The 15,379-nt window shown below is 72.7% G+C and carries 15 protein-coding genes; 10 read left to right on the top strand and 5 right to left on the bottom strand.

The features are described 5' to 3' along the window. The first annotated feature begins 312 nt into the window (after positions 1-312). From ccrA to pssA, 7 genes are all read left to right on the top strand, one after another. Complete coding sequence (gene ccrA / locus AQJ30_RS07990) at positions 313-1,650, top strand: crotonyl-CoA carboxylase/reductase (RefSeq protein WP_211278953.1); 1,338 nt, start codon at positions 313-315, stop codon at positions 1,648-1,650. 19 nt (positions 1,651-1,669) lie between these two features. After that, the gene (locus AQJ30_RS07985; RefSeq protein WP_067230368.1) at positions 1,670-3,715 is read left to right on the top strand and encodes a protein meaA; all 2,046 of its coding nucleotides are present in this window, start codon (positions 1,670-1,672) and stop codon (positions 3,713-3,715) included. After that, the gene (locus AQJ30_RS07980) at positions 3,712-4,677 is read left to right on the top strand and encodes an HpcH/HpaI aldolase/citrate lyase family protein (protein WP_067230366.1); all 966 of its coding nucleotides are present in this window, start codon (positions 3,712-3,714) and stop codon (positions 4,675-4,677) included. Before AQJ30_RS07985 ends, AQJ30_RS07980 begins: the two co-directional genes overlap by 4 nt. A 2-nt stretch (positions 4,678-4,679) precedes the next feature. Further along, positions 4,680-5,192 (top strand): MaoC family dehydratase, encoded by a 513-nt coding sequence (locus tag AQJ30_RS07975; protein ID WP_067230363.1) that lies wholly within the window; start codon positions 4,680-4,682, stop codon positions 5,190-5,192. A gap of 2 nt (positions 5,193-5,194) precedes the next feature. Continuing rightward, entirely contained in the window at positions 5,195-6,400 is a 1,206-nt protein-coding gene (locus AQJ30_RS07970; protein ID WP_067230359.1) for an acyl-CoA dehydrogenase family protein, read from the top strand. 171 nt (positions 6,401-6,571) lie between these two features. Continuing rightward, positions 6,572-7,228, top strand: a complete 657-nt coding sequence (locus AQJ30_RS07965; RefSeq protein ID WP_067230356.1) for a phosphatidylserine decarboxylase — start codon at positions 6,572-6,574, stop codon at positions 7,226-7,228. Beyond that, positions 7,215-8,066 carry a CDP-diacylglycerol--serine O-phosphatidyltransferase gene (gene pssA / locus AQJ30_RS07960; protein ID WP_067230354.1) on the top strand — a complete coding sequence of 284 codons (852 nt, stop codon included), beginning with the start codon at positions 7,215-7,217 and terminating at the stop codon, positions 8,064-8,066. The genes AQJ30_RS07965 and pssA overlap by 14 nt, the downstream gene beginning before the upstream one ends. 105 nt (positions 8,067-8,171) lie before the next feature. Here pssA and AQJ30_RS07955 read toward each other — a convergent pair whose 3' ends face one another. Further along, a complete protein-coding gene (locus AQJ30_RS07955; RefSeq protein ID WP_067230352.1) occupies positions 8,172-8,999 on the bottom strand; it encodes a helix-turn-helix domain-containing protein in 828 nt (275 codons plus the stop codon). A gap of 46 nt (positions 9,000-9,045) precedes the next feature. Next, positions 9,046-10,164, bottom strand: coding sequence for a glycerate kinase (locus tag AQJ30_RS07950; RefSeq protein ID WP_067230349.1), 1,119 nt, complete (start codon positions 10,162-10,164; stop codon positions 9,046-9,048). A gap of 208 nt (positions 10,165-10,372) precedes the next feature. Between AQJ30_RS07950 and AQJ30_RS07945 the strand changes: the two genes are divergently transcribed. From AQJ30_RS07945 to AQJ30_RS07935, 3 genes are all read left to right on the top strand, one after another. Then, entirely contained in the window at positions 10,373-11,446 is a 1,074-nt protein-coding gene (locus AQJ30_RS07945) for an ADP-ribosylglycohydrolase family protein (protein ID WP_067230347.1), read from the top strand. Between the two features lie 59 nt (positions 11,447-11,505). After that, positions 11,506-11,997, top strand: a complete 492-nt coding sequence (locus AQJ30_RS07940; RefSeq protein WP_067230344.1) for an NUDIX domain-containing protein — start codon at positions 11,506-11,508, stop codon at positions 11,995-11,997. An 80-nt stretch (positions 11,998-12,077) separates the two neighbouring features. After that, positions 12,078-12,812 (top strand): SIR2 family NAD-dependent protein deacylase, encoded by a 735-nt coding sequence (locus tag AQJ30_RS07935; RefSeq protein WP_067230342.1) that lies wholly within the window; start codon positions 12,078-12,080, stop codon positions 12,810-12,812. Here the strand turns inward: AQJ30_RS07935 and AQJ30_RS07930 are convergent. From AQJ30_RS07930 to AQJ30_RS07920, 3 genes are all read right to left on the bottom strand, one after another. Next, entirely contained in the window at positions 12,809-13,297 is a 489-nt protein-coding gene (locus tag AQJ30_RS07930; RefSeq protein WP_067230339.1) for a methylated-DNA--[protein]-cysteine S-methyltransferase, read from the bottom strand. The two genes, AQJ30_RS07935 and AQJ30_RS07930, sit on opposite strands and share 4 nt — an antisense overlap. A 10-nt stretch (positions 13,298-13,307) precedes the next feature. Then, a complete protein-coding gene (locus AQJ30_RS07925) occupies positions 13,308-14,795 on the bottom strand; it encodes a DNA-3-methyladenine glycosylase 2 family protein (RefSeq protein WP_281200922.1) in 1,488 nt (495 codons plus the stop codon). A 76-nt stretch (positions 14,796-14,871) separates the two neighbouring features. Then, a complete protein-coding gene (locus AQJ30_RS07920; protein WP_067230336.1) occupies positions 14,872-15,351 on the bottom strand; it encodes a DUF7144 family membrane protein in 480 nt (159 codons plus the stop codon). Positions 15,352-15,379 lie beyond the last annotated feature (28 nt).

Below are 15,379 nucleotides of genomic sequence, written 5' to 3'. Positions count from 1 at the left end.
ATGTTGCGTAAAGATTTCATCTGAGAGCAAGTTCTGGCACTGAGTGCCTTGCCAGGTGACACGGTGTGCCATACGTTGAAGGAGTCCGGGCGGCCGGCGTGCAGAGACCATGCGAACGCCGGCTGTCCCCGCTGGCCCCCTCCCGGGCCCGCGCGCCCGGACGCCTGCGTCACAGGCACCCTCCCGCGCCACCCGCGCCGCCGATCAGCCCCACCCGCCGAACCGACGGCACCCCTCACCCTCAAGCAGCACCGACGTAACCCTCAGCGCCCCTCCCTCAGGGCGCTCACCGCCGGAGGCAACACCGTGACCGTGAAGGACATCCTGGACGCGATCCAGTCGCCGGAATCCACCCCCGCCGACTTCGCCGCACTGCCGCTCCCCGAGTCGTACCGCGCGATCACCGTCCACAAGGACGAGACGGAGATGTTCGCGGGCATGGCGACCCGCGACAAGGACCCGCGCAAGTCGATCCACCTCGACGAGGTCCCCGTGCCGGAACTCGGCCCGGGCGAGGCCCTGGTGGCCGTCATGGCCTCCTCGGTGAACTACAACTCGGTGTGGACCTCGATCTTCGAGCCGCTGTCCACCTTCGGCTTCCTGGAGCGCTACGGCCGCACCAACGAGCTGGCCAAGCGCCACGACCTGCCGTACCACATCATCGGCTCCGACCTCGCGGGCGTCGTGCTGCGCACCGGCCCCGGCGTCAACGCCTGGAAGCCCGGCGACGAGGTCGTCGCGCACTGCCTGTCCGTCGAGCTGGAGTCCTCCGACGGCCACAACGACACCATGCTCGACCCCGAGCAGCGCATCTGGGGCTTCGAGACCAACTTCGGCGGCCTCGCCGAGATCGCCCTGGTGAAGTCCAACCAGCTCATGCCGAAGCCCGCCCACCTCAGCTGGGAGGAGGCCGCGGCGCCGGGCCTGGTGAACTCCACCGCCTACCGCCAGCTGGTCTCCCGCAACGGCGCCGGCATGAAGCAGGGCGACAACGTGCTCATCTGGGGCGCGAGCGGCGGCCTGGGCTCCTACGCCACGCAGTTCGCGCTGGCCGGCGGCGCCAACCCGATCTGTGTCGTCTCCTCGCCGCAGAAGGCGGAGATCTGCCGGTCCATGGGCGCCGAGGCGATCATCGACCGCACCGCCGAGGGCTACAAGTTCTGGAAGGACGAGACCACCCAGGACCCCAAGGAGTGGAAGCGCTTCGGCAAGCGCATCCGCGAGCTCACCGGCGGCGAGGACATCGACATCGTCTTCGAGCACCCCGGCCGCGAGACCTTCGGCGCCTCGGTGTTCGTCACCCGCAAGGGCGGCACCATCACCACCTGCGCCTCGACCTCGGGCTACATGCACGAGTACGACAACCGCTACCTGTGGATGTCGCTGAAGCGCATCATCGGCTCGCACTTCGCCAACTACCGCGAGGCGTGGGAGGCCAACCGCCTGATCGCCAAGGGCAAGATCCACCCGACCCTGTCGAAGGTGTACTCCCTGGAGGACACCGGCCAGGCCGCCCACGACGTGCACCGCAACGCCCACCAGGGCAAGGTCGGCGTGCTGTGCCTGGCCCCCGAGGAGGGCCTCGGCGTGCGCGACGAGGAGATGCGCGCGCGGCACCTCGACGCCATCAACCGCTTCCGGAACATCTGAGGACAGCGGAGGTCCCCCCATGACTGAGCGTCAGCCCGCCGGCCGGCGGGAGAAGGACCGGCCCTGGCTCATGCGCACCTACGCCGGTCACTCCACGGCGGAGGCGTCCAACGAGCTGTACCGGCGCAACCTCGCCAAGGGCCAGACCGGTCTGTCGGTGGCGTTCGACCTGCCGACGCAGACCGGCTACGACTCCGACCACGTCCTCGCCCGCGGCGAGGTCGGCCGGGTCGGCGTGCCGGTGGCGCACCTCGGTGACATGCGCCGGCTGTTCCAGGACATCCCCCTGGAGCAGATGAACACCTCGATGACCATCAACGCCACCGCCATGTGGCTGCTGGCGCTCTACCAGGTCGTCGCCGAGGAGCAGGGCGCGGACGTCACCCGGCTCCAGGGCACGACCCAGAACGACATCGTCAAGGAGTACCTGTCCCGCGGCACGCACGTGTTCCCGCCGGGGCCTAGCCTGCGCCTGACGACGGACATGATCGCGTACACGGTCTCCCACCTGCCGAAGTGGAACCCGATCAACATCTGCAGCTACCACCTGCAGGAGGCGGGCGCCACGCCGGTGCAGGAGATCGCGTACGCGATGTCCACCGCGATCGCCGTGCTGGACGCCGTGCGCGACAGCGGCCAGGTGCCGCAGGAGCGCATGGGCGACGTCGTCGGCCGCATCTCCTTCTTCGTCAACGCCGGCGTCCGGTTCGTCGAGGAGATGTGCAAGATGCGCGCCTTCGGCCGCATCTGGGACCGGGTCACCCGCGAGCGGTACGGCATCGAGGACCCCAAGCACCGCCGCTTCCGCTACGGCGTCCAGGTCAACTCCCTCGGCCTGACCGAGGCCCAGCCGGAGAACAACGTCCAGCGGATCGTGCTGGAGATGCTGGCCGTCACCCTCTCCAAGGACGCCCGCGCGCGGGCCGTGCAGCTGCCCGCCTGGAACGAGGCGCTGGGCCTGCCCCGCCCCTGGGACCAGCAGTGGTCGCTGCGCATCCAGCAGGTCCTGGCCTACGAGAGCGACCTGCTGGAGTACGGCGACCTCTTCGAGGGCTCGAAGGTGGTCGAGGCCAAGGTCGAGGAGCTGGTCCAGGACTCGCTCGCGGAGATCGAGCGGATCCAGGAGATGGGCGGCGCGCTGGCCGCCGTCGAGTCGGGCTACCTGAAGTCGCAGCTGGTCTCCTCGCACGCGGAGCGCCGGGCGCGGATCGAGTCCGGCGAGGAGAAGATCGTCGGTGTGAACATCTTCGAGGGCACCGAGCCGAACCCGCTCACGGCCGACCTGGACACCGCGATCCAGACCGTCGACCCGGCGGTCGAGGCCCAGGTGATCGCCTCGCTCCAGCACTGGCGCGACACCCGCTACCAGCCGCCCTTCAACCACCCGCGCCCCTGCAAGGCGCTGGAGAAGCTGAAGGAGGCCGCGCGCGGCACCGACAACCTCATGGAGGCCACCCTGGAGTGCGCCCGCGCCGGCGTCACCACCGGCGAGTGGGCCGGGGCGCTGCGCGAGGTGTTCGGCGAGTTCCGGGCGCCGACCGGTGTGTCCTCCGCGCCCGTGGCGGTCCCCGCCGAGGAGGGCTCCCAGCTGGCCGAGGTGCGCCGCAAGGTGGAGCTGACGGCCAAGGAGCTGGAGGTGGGCAAGCTGCGCTTCCTGGTCGGCAAGCCGGGCCTGGACGGGCACTCCAACGGGGCCGAGCAGATCGCCGTGCGGGCCCGCGACGCCGGGTTCGAGGTGGTCTACCAGGGCATACGGCTCACCCCCGAGCAGATCGTGGACGCCGCCCTCGCCGAGGACGTGCACGCGGTGGGCCTGTCGATCCTCTCCGGTTCGCACGCCCAGCTGGTGCCGGACGTGCTGGAGCGGCTGCGTGTGGCCGGAGCCACAGACATCCCGGTGATCGCAGGTGGCATCATCCCTGGCGGTGACGCCGAACAGCTGCGGGCCGCCGGTGTGGCGGCGGTCTTCACCCCGAAGGACTTCGACATCACCGGCATCATCGGCCGCATCGTCGACGAGATCCGGACAGCGAACAAGCTCGACCCCCTGGAGGTCCCCGCATGACGACGCCTGTCAACCGTCTTCGCCCCCGGCGTTCCTGCCTGGCGGTGCCGGGCTCGAACCCCCGCTTCCTGGAGAAGGCGCAGGGCCTCCCGGCCGACCAGGTCTTCCTGGACCTGGAGGACGCGTGCGCGCCGCTCGCCAAGCCCGACGCGCGGCACACCATCGTCAAGTTCCTCAACGAGGGCGACTGGACGGGCAAGACGCGCGTGGTGCGGGTCAACGACTGGACCACCGAGTGGACGTACCGCGACGTCGTCACGGTCGTCGAGGGCGCGGGGCCGAACCTCGACTGCATCATGCTGCCGAAGGTGCAGAACGCCGAGCAGGTGGTGGCGCTGGACCTGCTGCTCACCCAGATCGAGAAGACCATGGGCTTCGAGGTCGGGCGCATCGGCATCGAGGCGCAGATCGAGAACGCGCAGGGCCTGAACAACGTCAACGCGATCGCGCAGGCCTCCCCGCGCATCGAGACGATCATCTTCGGCCCGGCCGACTTCATGGCGTCGATCAACATGAAGTCGCTGGTCGTGGGCGAGCAGCCGCCCGGCTACCCGGCGGACGCCTACCACTACATCCTGATGAAGATCCTGATGGCCGCCCGCGCCAACGACCTCCAGGCCATCGACGGCCCCTACCTGCAGATCCGCAACGTCGACGGCTTCCGCGAGGTGGCCGGCCGCGCCGCCGCGCTGGGCTTCGACGGCAAGTGGGTGCTGCACCCCGGCCAGGTCGACGCCGCCAACGAGGTCTTCTCGCCCTCGCAGGAGGACTACGACCACGCCGAGCTGATCCTGGACGCGTACGACTACTACACGTCCGAGGCGGGCGGCAAGAAGGGCTCGGCGATGCTCGGCGACGAGATGATCGACGAGGCCAGCCGCAAGATGGCCCTGGTCATCTCCGGCAAGGGCCGGGCGGCCGGCATGCGGCGTACCTCGTCGTTCGAGATCCCGGAGGCGTGAGCATGCAGTTCGGACGCACCTACGAGGAGTTCGAGGTCGGGGCGACGTACAAGCACTGGCCGGGCAAGACGGTCACGGAGTACGACGACCACCTGTTCTGTCTCCTCACCATGAACCACCACCCGCTCCACATGGACACGAACTACGCCGAGAAGACGACGGACTTCGGCAAGAACGTCGTGGTGGGCAACTACATCTACTCCCTGCTGCTCGGCATGAGCGTGCCGGACGTCTCCGGCAAGGCCATCGCCAACCTGGAGATCGAGTCGCTGAAGCACGTGGCGCCGACCTTCCACGGCGACACCATCTACGGCCAGACGACCGTGCTCGACAAGTGGCCGTCGAAGTCGAAGGACGACCGCGGCATCGTGCACGTCGAGACCAAGGGCTACAAGCAGGACGGCACCCTGGTGTGCGTGTTCCGCCGCAAGGTGATGGTGCCCACCGAGACGTACATCAAGGAGCGCGGCGGCGAGCAGCCCGGCCGCCCGGAGCTGCGAGAGCAGGAGAAGTAGTCATGGCGCGACTCGCCCAGACCGCCGGTCTGACCGACGTCCAGCAGGAGATCCTCTCCACCGTCCGCGACTTCGTGGACAAGGAGATCATCCCGGTCGCCACCGAGCTGGAGCACCGCGACGAGTACCCGCAGCAGATCGTGGACGGGCTCAAGGAGCTGGGCCTGTTCGGTCTGATGATCCCCGAGGAGTACGGGGGCCTCGGCGAGTCGCTCCTCACCTACGCGCTGTGCGTCGAGGAGATCGCCCGCGGCTGGATGTCGGTGTCCGGCATCATCAACACGCACTTCATCGTCGCCTACATGCTCAAGCAGCACGGCACCCAGGAGCAGAAGGACCACTTCCTGCCCAGGATGGCGGCCGGCGACGTGCGCGGCGCCTTCTCCATGTCGGAGCCGGGCCTGGGCTCGGACGTGTCGGCCATCACGTCCAAGGCGGTGAAGGACGGCGACGAGTACGTCCTGAACGGCCAGAAGATGTGGCTGACCAACGGCGGCACGTCCTCGCTCGTGGCCGTCCTGGTCCGCAGTGACGAAGGACACCCCGAGGGCACCGCGCCCCACCGGTCGATGACGACCTTCCTGGTGGAGAAGGAGCCCGGCTTCGGCGAGGTCCGCCCCGGTCTGACCATCCCGGGCAAGATCGACAAGATGGGCTACAAGGGCGTCGACACCACCGAGCTGATCATGGACGGCCTGCGGGTACCGGCCGACCGGGTGCTCGGCGGGGTCACCGGGCGCGGTTTTTACCAAATGATGGACGGCGTGGAGGTCGGCCGGGTCAACGTCGCGGCGCGCGGCTGCGGCGTCGCCCAGCGCGCCTTCGAGCTGGGCGTCCAGTACGCCCAGCAGCGCCACACCTTCGGCAAGCCCATCGCCCAGCACCAGGCGATCCAGTTCAAGCTGGCCGAGATGGCTACCAAGGTCGAGGCCGCGCATGCCATGATGGTGAACGCGGCACGCAAAAAGGACTCCGGGGAGCGAAACGACCTCGAGGCCGGGATGGCGAAGTACCTGGCTTCCGAGTACTGCAAGGAGGTCGTGGAGGACGCCTTCCGGATCCACGGCGGCTACGGCTTCTCCAAGGAGTACGAGATCGAGCGCCTCTACCGGGAGGCCCCGATGCTGCTGATCGGTGAAGGCACCGCCGAGATCCAGAAAATGATCATCGGGCGAAGGCTGCTCGAAGAGTATCGGTTCCAGGGCTAGATGTCCGGGTTGGGGGTGTTTTCTTCGAGAAGAAGATCACACCCCGTCAATCTTCTCCAGCCGCCGACTCGGCTTCCTGCCTTACCCAGTTGTGGCCGTTAACCGCTACGATCGCCGGAAAGCCGCCGTCCCCCCGTCGAAGCGCGGCACCATCCGCTACGAAGGTCATCCATGCCCCACAGCCAAACCTCTGCACCTCGCGACAGCCTCGCCGGCGTACGCCTCGCGCGCGGAGCATCGCCGTGGCTTCTGCCGACCGTCGCCACCGCGGCCGTCAGCCTGGTCCGCGCCCGCCGCTCGGGTGCCGCCAAGGCCGTCGCCGTGCCCGCCACCGCTCTCGCGGCGGGCATGCTGTGGTTCTTCCGCGACCCCGAGCGCGAGATCGCTCAGGGCAGGGTCATCTCCCCCGCCGACGGTGTGGTGCAGAGCATCATGCCGTGGAAGGACGGACGCACCCGGGTCGCGATCTTCATGAGCCCGCTGAACGTCCACGTCAACCGCGCCCCGCTGGCCGGCACCGTGACGTCGGTCGAGCACGTCCCGGGCGGGTTCGTCCCGGCGTTCAACAAGGAGAGCGAGAACAACGAGCGCGTCGTCTGGCACTTCGACACCGAGCTCGGTGACATCGAGATGATCCAGATCGCCGGCGCCGTCGCCCGCCGCATCGTCCCCTACCTGCCCCAGGGCACGAAGGTCGAGCAGGGCGAGCGCATCGGTCTGATCCGGTTCGGCTCGCGCGTCGACCTCTACCTGCCCGAGGGCGTGGAGGTCGCGGTCGAGGTCGGCCAGAAGACCGTGGCTGGGGTGACTCGCATTGACCGTGATTGACCCGGAGACACAGGCGGGCTGGGTTCCCGAGGCCGACGACGCGGACGACGAGGAGATGCCCCTCTCGCTGCGGCTGTCGATAGCGGACACCCTCACACTGGGCAACGCCACGTGCGGCTTCATGGCGGTGTACTTCACCACCACGGGCATCCTGATCCCGCACCTCACGGGTGACCAGGAGGCCGGCATGGCCCGCCACAGCGCGGCCACGGCGGTCATCCTGATGCTCTGCGCGGCGGTCTTCGACCTCTTCGACGGGCTGGTGGCGAGGAAGCTGCGCTCCTCCCCCATGGGCGCGGAGCTGGACAACCTCTCGGACCTGATCAGCTTCGGTCTGGCCCCGGCCTACTTCGTCCTGGTCTACGGCATGGTCGCCGACGACGCGCACCAGCGGGTGGCGGCGGTCGGCGCGATCGTCGTGCTCCTCGCGGTGGTGCTCAGACTCGCGCGCTTCTCGTGCGTGACGCCGCCGAACGGCATGTTCCAGGGCATGCCCTCGCCGTTCGGCGCGCTGACGGTGGTCTCCATCGTGCTGCTGGAGCTGCCGTTCGTGGCGACGCTGCTCGCCATCATCGGCACCGCCTGGCTGATGGTGAGCCGGGTGGAGTACCCCAAGCCCCGGGGCCGCCTGGCCGGCGCGATGCTCGGCTGGATCGTGCTGTCGATGGGCCTGCTGGCGGCCTGGGCGTTCGACGCCCCGAGCGGTCAGCTGCTGCTGCAGACCGGCTGCGCGCTGCAGCTCGTCATGGGCGCGGTGATCCCGCTGTTCGCCACGGCCCGCCGGGTGAACACCTTCCGCGACAACCGCCGCGAGGCGCGGGCGGCCCAGCTGCCCTAGCGGCCGCCGCCGTCGTACGACGTGAAGGGCCTCGGACCTGCTCGGTCCGAGGCCCTTCGTCGTGTCCGGGGCCGGGGGACCGGCCCGGCGGGGCCAGGGGGCGGCTCAGGGGGCCGCGGCGGGGGCGCCGAGGGCCTCCAGCCGCTCCTCGCTCGGGCTGCCGGGCTCGGCGTGGAAGACGACCAGGGTGAGGCCGTCGGTACCGTCGATCGACAGTTTGTTCGAGTACAGGTCGAGGTCGCCGACCTCCGGGTGCCGGAGCCTGCTGATCCGCCCGCGCCGGGGCTGCACGTCGTGCCGCTCCCACAGCCGGCGGAAGCGCTCGCTGGCCGCGGACAGCTCGGCCACCAGCTCCCCGAGCCGCGGCCGGTCCAGGTCGGGCCCGACGGCGCCGCGCAGCACGGCCACGCCCTCCTCGGTCAGCTCCTCCCAGTCCCGGCGCAGCGCGCGCTCGGCGGGGTCGAGGAAGACGGCGCGCAGGAGGTTCACGCCGGGGGCGTAGTTCGGGGACAGGGCGGTCGCCAGCCGGTTGACGGCGAGGGCGTCGGCGTACCGGTTCTGGACGTAGGCGGGGTTGCGGGTCCAGCCGTCGATGAGCCCGCGCACACTCGCGGGCACCGCGTCGGGCGCCTGCGGGGCGGCCGTCCGCGGTGCCCCGGGCGGCCGGGCCAGCGCGAGCAGGTGGGCGGTGGCGCCGGCGTCCAGACGCAGCACGCGCGCCACGGAGCGCAGCACCTGGGCGGACGGGTTGCGGTCCCGGCCCTGCTCCAGGCGCAGGTAGTAGTCGGAACTGATGCCGGCGAGCAGCGCGACCTCCTCGCGCCGCAGCCCCGGCACCCGCCGGATCCCCCCGCCGCGCAGCCCCACGTCCTCGGGGCGCACCAGCGCCCGCCGGGCCCGCAGGAACTCCCCGAGGGCGTTCGAGACATCCATGGGTCCACCGTACGGCGACGGCGGCGGGGGGCCGAAGGCGCCGGGCTCAGGTCAGGAAGTCGCGCCCGATGCGCTCGGCGACCCGCTCCAGGAGGGGTCCGGCCTCCGCGATGCACCGCGCCACGTCGGGCTCCGCGTCGGTCAGCGGGTACGCGCGCCGGATCCCGGCCCGCCCCAGCGCCTCCGGCGGCAGGGCCAGCCGGCCGCACACCGCGACGACCTCCTTGCCGGCGGCCCGCGCGGCCGTCGCCACGCCCGCCGGTGCCTTCCCGTGCAGCGTCTGCTGGTCCAGCGACCCCTCGCCGGTGATCACCAGCTGGGCCCGCTCCAGCGCCGGCGCGAAGCCCAGCACGTCGAGCATGACCTCGATCCCGGCCCGGAACCGCGCGCCGAGCAGCAGCGCCCCGTACCCGATGCCGCCCGCGGCACCGGCACCCGGTGACCCGGCGTACTCGGCGGCGCGCGACCCGAGCGTCGCCTCCAGCACCTCCACGTAGCGCGAGAGCGCCGCGTCCAGGGCCGCCACGTCGTCCGGCGAGGCGCCCTTCTGCGGGCCGTAGACCGCCGGTGCGCCCTTGGGGCCGGTCAGCGGGTTGTCGACGTCGCTGGCGAGGACCAGGTCCACCGACCCGAGGCGCGGGTCGAGGCCGGACAGGTCGGCCCGGGCCACCTGCGCGAGGCCGCCCCCGCCGGGCGGCACCGGCTCACCGTCGGCGTCCAGGAAGCGCGCCCCGAGCGCGGACAGCATGCCCGCGCCGCCGTCGGTCGTCGCGCTCCCCCCGACGCCGAACACGATCGTGCGCACCCCGGCGTCCAGCGCGGCGCGCAGCAGTTCCCCGGAGCCGTACGTCGACGCCGTGAGCGGTGCGAACACGCCCGCCGGCAGCCGCTGGAGGCCGCTCGCCTCCGCCATCTCCACGACCGCGGTGTCGCCGCGCAGCGCGAACGCGGCCGTCACCTCGTCCCCGAGGGGCCCGGCGACCCGCACCTCACGGCGCTCGAACCCGGCGGCGACCGCCGCGTCCACCGTGCCGTCGCCGCCGTCGGCGACGGGCAGCGCCTCGACCTCCACGTCCGGCACGACCCGCCGCAGCCCCGCCGAGACCCGCTCGGCGACCTGCACCGCCGTCAGCGACCCCTTGAACTTGTCCGCGGCCACCAGCACCCGTCGGGTGCCGTGTCCAGAAGCCTCAGCCACCTGGTCATCCCCTTGCTCTCCGGGCCCCGCGCACGTCGGGGCCAGTCGCGCCGCAGTGACCTTAACCTCAGGACGCCCCCGCCGTCATGCCCTGCCCGGACCCTGGACGGGCGGCTGACGGGCGCCGTCCGCACGCCGGGGGCACGGGTGGGCCCGTACCGGGTACACCGTTCCCATGACCCCTGTGGGCACCGAGCCGGAGCTCGACGACCGCATCCTGGGGGGCTGGCTCGGCCGGATCGCGGGCAACATGCTCGGCAAGCCGGTCGAGCAGGGCGACCTGTGGACGCGCGACCGCATCGACCGCTACCTGCGCCGGGCGGCGGCCCTGCCGCTGACCGACTACCTCCCCGAACCCGCCGACGAGGACCTGGCCGGCGCGCTGCGCCCGGAGTGGCGCCAGTGCGTGCGCGGCCGCATCCACGGCAGCTGCCGCGACGACGACGTCGACTACGCCGTCCTCGGCCTGCACCTGCTGGAGACGCACGGCTTCGGCTTCAGCACCGAGCAGGTCGGCGACCTGTGGCTGCTGCGGCTGCCGTACCTGCAGACCTTCACCGCCGAGCGGGCCGCGTACCGCAACCTCGCGAACGGGCTGAAGCCGCCGCTGACGGCCACCTACGACAACCCCTACCAGGAGTGGATCGGCGCCCTGATCCGCGCCGACGCCTACGGCTGGACCTCGCCGGGCGACCCGCGCCGCGCCGCCGCGCTGGCCCGCCGGGACGCGGTGCTGTCGCACACCGGCAACGGGGTGTACGGGGCGATGTTCGCGGCCGCGCTGATCGCCGCCGCGTTCACCGCGCCGGGCGTCCGCGACGCCCTGGACCAAGCGCTCGCGGTGGTCCCGGCGAGCTGCCGCCTGGCCCGGACGGTCCGCCGGGTGGTCTCCCTGCACGCGACGCGGCTGCCCTGGGAGGAGACGCTGGCCACGGTCGCCGAGGAGACGGCCGGGCTCGGCTGGATCCACACGGTGCCCAACGCGGCCGTGCTGACCGCGGGACTGCTGTACGGCGACGGCGACTTCACCCGCACCATCGCGCTCACCGTGCGCGGGGGCCTGGACACCGACTCCAACGGGGCCACGGCCGGCTCGGTGGCCGGGGTGCTCACCGGCGCGCGGGCCATCCCGGCGCAGTGGACCGAGCCGCTGGAGGACACCGTGCGCAGCGCGGTGTTCGGCTTCGACGGGGTGCGGATCAGCGAACTGGCCGAGCGGACGGCGCGGTTGGCGCGCGCCGGGGTGTAGGGGCCGGCGCCGCCGTACGAGTGCCGTGTGGGGGGCCGCCCGGTGGTTACCCTTCCGGGGTGACCAGTGAGAACTACGCCGCGTACATCGCCTCCCTGCCCCGTGTGCTCGTCGGGGCGGCCGCGCTCTTCCGGGACGCCGGGGGGCGGGTGCTGCTCGTGGAGCCCAACTACCGCGAGGGCTGGGCGCTGCCGGGCGGCACCGTCGAGTCGGACGACGGCGAGACCCCGCGCCAGGGCGCCCGCCGGGAGACCCTGGAGGAGATCGGCCTCGACCGCCCGGTCGGCCGGCTGCTGGCCGTGGACTGGGTGCCGGGTACGGACCGGCCGCCGCTGGTGGCGTACCTGTACGACGGCGGGGTGCTCGACGAGGACGACCTCAAGGCGATCCGCCTCCAGGAGGAGGAGCTGCTGTCCTGGCGGCTGGTGCCGCGCGAGGACCTCACCGAATACCTGCTGGGCAGCCTCGGCAGGCGCGTCCTGGCCGCGCTGGACGCCCTCGCCGACGGCTCGGGCCCGGTGGAACTGGAGGCCGGGCGTCCGGCCGGCTGAGGCGCCGGGGGTCAGGTCGGCTGGGGCCGGGGCCGGATATCCGTTCGCCGTCCCCGGACGCCCCGCCCTACGCTCGCCCCATGAGCAAGCCACTCGTGGCCCTGCTGAGCGGGGCGGGCATCTCCACCGACTCCGGGATCCCCGACTACCGCGGCCCCGGCGGACTGTGGCGCCGGGACCCGGAGGCGGAGAAACTCGTCACCCACTCCTTCTACATGGCCGACCCGGACATCCGGCGCCGCGCGTGGCTGATGCGGCGCGACGCCGGGGCGCTGGGCGCCGAGCCGAACGCCGCGCACCGCGCCGTCGCCGAGCTGGAGCGGTCCGGGGTGCCGGTGCGGGTGCTCACGCAGAACGTCGACGGGCTGCACCAGCTCGCCGGGATGCCCGCCCGCAAGGTGCTCGAACTGCACGGCAGCGCCCGGAGCGTGGTGTGCACCCGGTGCCACGCGCGCGGCTCGATGCGCGACGCCCTGGCGCGGGTCGAGGCCGGCGAGGACGACCCGCCGTGCCTGGAGTGCGGCGGCGTCCTGAAGCCGGCCACCGTGATGTTCGGCGAGCGGCTCGACCCGGCCGTCCTCGGTGAGGCCGTCGCCATCACCAAGGCGTGCCAGGTCTTCCTCGCCGTCGGCACCAGCCTCCAGGTCGAGCCGGCCGCGGGCCTCGCCCGGGTCGCCGTCGACCACGGCGCCCGGCTGATCGTGGTCAACGCCGAGCCCACCCCGTACGACGACCTCGCGGACGAGGTGGTGCGCGAGCCGATCGGCACGGCACTGCCCAGGCTGCTGCGGGAGCTGGCCGCGCAGGAGGTCTAGAAGAGGGCCGGAGCCGCCCCGCGTTCCAGGTCCAGCAGGCGGCGCTTGCGGTGCAGGCCGCCGCCGTAGCCGGTGAGGTCGCCGTTCGCGCCGACGACCCGGTGGCAGGGGACGATGATGCCGACGGGGTTCCTGCCGTTGGCGAGGCCCACCGCGCGGGAGGCGGTCGGCTGCCCGAGGAGCGCGGCGAGTTGGCCGTAGGTGCGGGTCTCGCCGTAGGGGATGGCGCGCAGGGCGGACCAGACGGAGCGCTGGAACGGGGTGCCGTGCAGCCGTAGTTCGAGGCTGAACTCGGTCAACCGGCCCGCGAAGTACGCCTCCAGCTGCTCCTCGGCCTCCGCGAACGGGGTGGGGTCGGGCGGGCCGAAGCTCTCCTCGGGCGGGCGGTGGCGCTGGTCGGTCATGTAGAGGCCGCACAGGACGCCGTCGTCGGCGACGAGGGTCAGCGGGCCGTAGGGGCTGTCGATGACGGTGTGGGCTTTCACGCGGGTGTCCTCAAGCGGGAAGGGAGTTGATGGGGTGGCTGTCGGTCGCCCACAGGTGCTGCACGGCGTAGGCCCGCCACGGGCGCCAGGCCGCCGCGCGGGCGGTGAGCGCGGCGGGCGTGGCCGGCAGGCCGAGCCGGCGGGCCGCGGTGCGCACCCCCAGGTCGGTGGGCAGGAAGGCGTCGGGGTCGCCGAGCGCGCGCATGGCGATGACCTCGACGGTCCACGGCCCGAACCCGGGCAGGGCGAGGAGCGTGGCGCGGGCCTCGGCCCAGTCGCTCTCGACGCCCAGGTGCAGGCTGCCGTCGGCCAGCCGGCCGACCAGGCCGGTCAGGGTGGCGCGGCGGGTGCCGGGCATGGCCAGCGCGGCGGGGTCCACGGCGGCCAGCGCGGCCGGCTCGGGGAAGAGGTGGGTGAGGCCGCCCGCGGGGTCCTCGACCGGGTCCCCGTGGGCGGTGACCAGGCGGGCCGCGTGGGTGCGGGCGGCGGCGGTGGAGACCTGCTGGCCGAGCACCGCGCGGACCGCGAACTCGGCCTCGTCCACGGTGCGCGGCACCCGGCGGCCGGGCGCCTTGTCGACCAGCGGAGCGAGCAGCGGGTCGGTGCGCAGCTGGTCGTCGACGGCGACCGGGTCGGCGTCCAGGTCGAGCAGGCGCCGGCAGCGGCTGATGGCCACGGTCAGGTCGCGCAGGTCGCCGAGGGTGAGGCGGCAGGCCACGTGGTCGGGGGCGGGGGCGAGCGCGACGATGCCGTGGCCGTACGGCAGCCGCAGCGTGCGCCGGTAGGCGCCGTCCCGCCACTCCTCGACGCCGGGCACGGCGGTCGCCGCGAGGTGCCCGAAGAGGTTGTCGGGGTGCAGCGGGGCGCGGAACGGCAGCCGCAGCTGGAGCGTGCCGGGGGTGGCCGGGGCGGCGTGGTCGTGCTGCGGGAGCCGGGCGCGCAGCTCGGTCGGGGACAGCGCGAAGACCTCGCGCACGGTGTCGTTGAAGCTGCGCACGGAGGAGAAGCCCGCCGCGAACGCCACGTCGGCGAGCGGCAGCCGGGTCGTCTCGATGAGGACGCGGGCGGTCTGGGCGCGCTGGGCGCGGGCCAGGGCGAGCGGGCCGGCGCCCAGCTCGGCGCGCAGGTGCCGTTCGACCTGGCGGGTGCTGTAGCCGAGGCGGGCGGCGAGGCCGGGCACGCCCTCGCGGTCCACGACGCCGTCGGCGATCAGCCGCATGGCGCGGGCGACCAGGTCGGCCCGGCCGCTCCACTCCGGGGAGCCGGGGCTGGTGTCGGGGCGGCAGCGCTTGCAGGCCCGGAAGCCGGCCTGCTGGCAGGCGGCGGCGCTGGCGTAGAAGGTCATGTTCTCGGGCTTGGGCGGCACCACGGGGCAGCTGGGCCGGCAGTAGATGCGGGTGGTGAGGACGGCGGTGAAGAACCAGCCGTCGAAGCGCGCGTCCTTCGACTGCACGGCGCGGACGCAGTGCTCGCGGTCGGTGTGCATCCCGTTCTGCATGCGTCCAGCATCGGGTACCCGGCGGGGGCCTGGCTGGCAGGATTCCGACATCGACCTTCCGGGACCAGCGGCGCCCTCAGCCCCGGGGCCGGGTGACCACCAGGGCCCGGATCACGAACAGGTCCAGGCCCATCACCACGACCGACCACAGCGGCTCGTAGGGCAGGAACAGGAACTGGGCGACCAGGCCGAGCGCGGCCAGGACGACGCCGGCCGTGCGGGCCCGCGCGACGCCCCTGAGGACGCCGGCGCCGGTGAGCGCGAGGAGTGCGCCGAGGGTGAGGTGGATCCAGCCCCAGCCGGCGAGGCCGAGCCGGAAGGCGTAGCCGCCGGTGTGGGCGTAGACGTCGTCCCCGGCGACCGCGGCCACGCCCTGGAGCACGGCGAGCAGGCCGCTGCACAGCATCAGCACGGCGGCGAGCGCGGCGCCGCCGTCGGCGGGGGGCGCGGGCGGGGGCGGCGGGGCGGGCGGCCGGGGGCCGCCGCGCGGGACCGACCAGGCGGTGCCGATCTCGCCCCGCGGCTCGCCGGGCGCGGACTGCGGGCCGGAGGTCATCGACGGGCGCTCCCTTCCCGTGGGACGT

This window comes from Streptomyces longwoodensis, from assembly GCF_001514125.1.
Classification (GTDB): domain Bacteria; phylum Actinomycetota; class Actinomycetes; order Streptomycetales; family Streptomycetaceae; genus Streptomyces; species Streptomyces longwoodensis.
The sequence above is the reverse complement of the archived record's forward strand: the minus strand, read 5'-3'. Positions and strand labels throughout refer to the sequence as shown.

Coding starts and splice junctions, on each gene's coding strand:
- AQJ30_RS07985 (WP_067230368.1), top strand. CDS start 1,670: ATGACTGAGCGTCAGCCCGCCGGCCGGCGGGAGAAGGACCGGCCCTGG.
- AQJ30_RS07980 (WP_067230366.1), top strand. CDS start 3,712: ATGACGACGCCTGTCAACCGTCTTCGCCCCCGGCGTTCCTGCCTGGCG.
- AQJ30_RS07975 (WP_067230363.1), top strand. CDS start 4,680: ATGCAGTTCGGACGCACCTACGAGGAGTTCGAGGTCGGGGCGACGTAC.
- AQJ30_RS07970 (WP_067230359.1), top strand. CDS start 5,195: ATGGCGCGACTCGCCCAGACCGCCGGTCTGACCGACGTCCAGCAGGAG.
- AQJ30_RS07965 (WP_067230356.1), top strand. CDS start 6,572: ATGCCCCACAGCCAAACCTCTGCACCTCGCGACAGCCTCGCCGGCGTA.
- AQJ30_RS07955 (WP_067230352.1), bottom strand. CDS start 8,999: ATGGATGTCTCGAACGCCCTCGGGGAGTTCCTGCGGGCCCGGCGGGCG.
- AQJ30_RS07945 (WP_067230347.1), top strand. CDS start 10,373: ATGACCCCTGTGGGCACCGAGCCGGAGCTCGACGACCGCATCCTGGGG.
- AQJ30_RS07935 (WP_067230342.1), top strand. CDS start 12,078: ATGAGCAAGCCACTCGTGGCCCTGCTGAGCGGGGCGGGCATCTCCACC.
- AQJ30_RS07925 (WP_281200922.1), bottom strand. CDS start 14,795: ATGCAGAACGGGATGCACACCGACCGCGAGCACTGCGTCCGCGCCGTG.
- AQJ30_RS07920 (WP_067230336.1), bottom strand. CDS start 15,351: ATGACCTCCGGCCCGCAGTCCGCGCCCGGCGAGCCGCGGGGCGAGATC.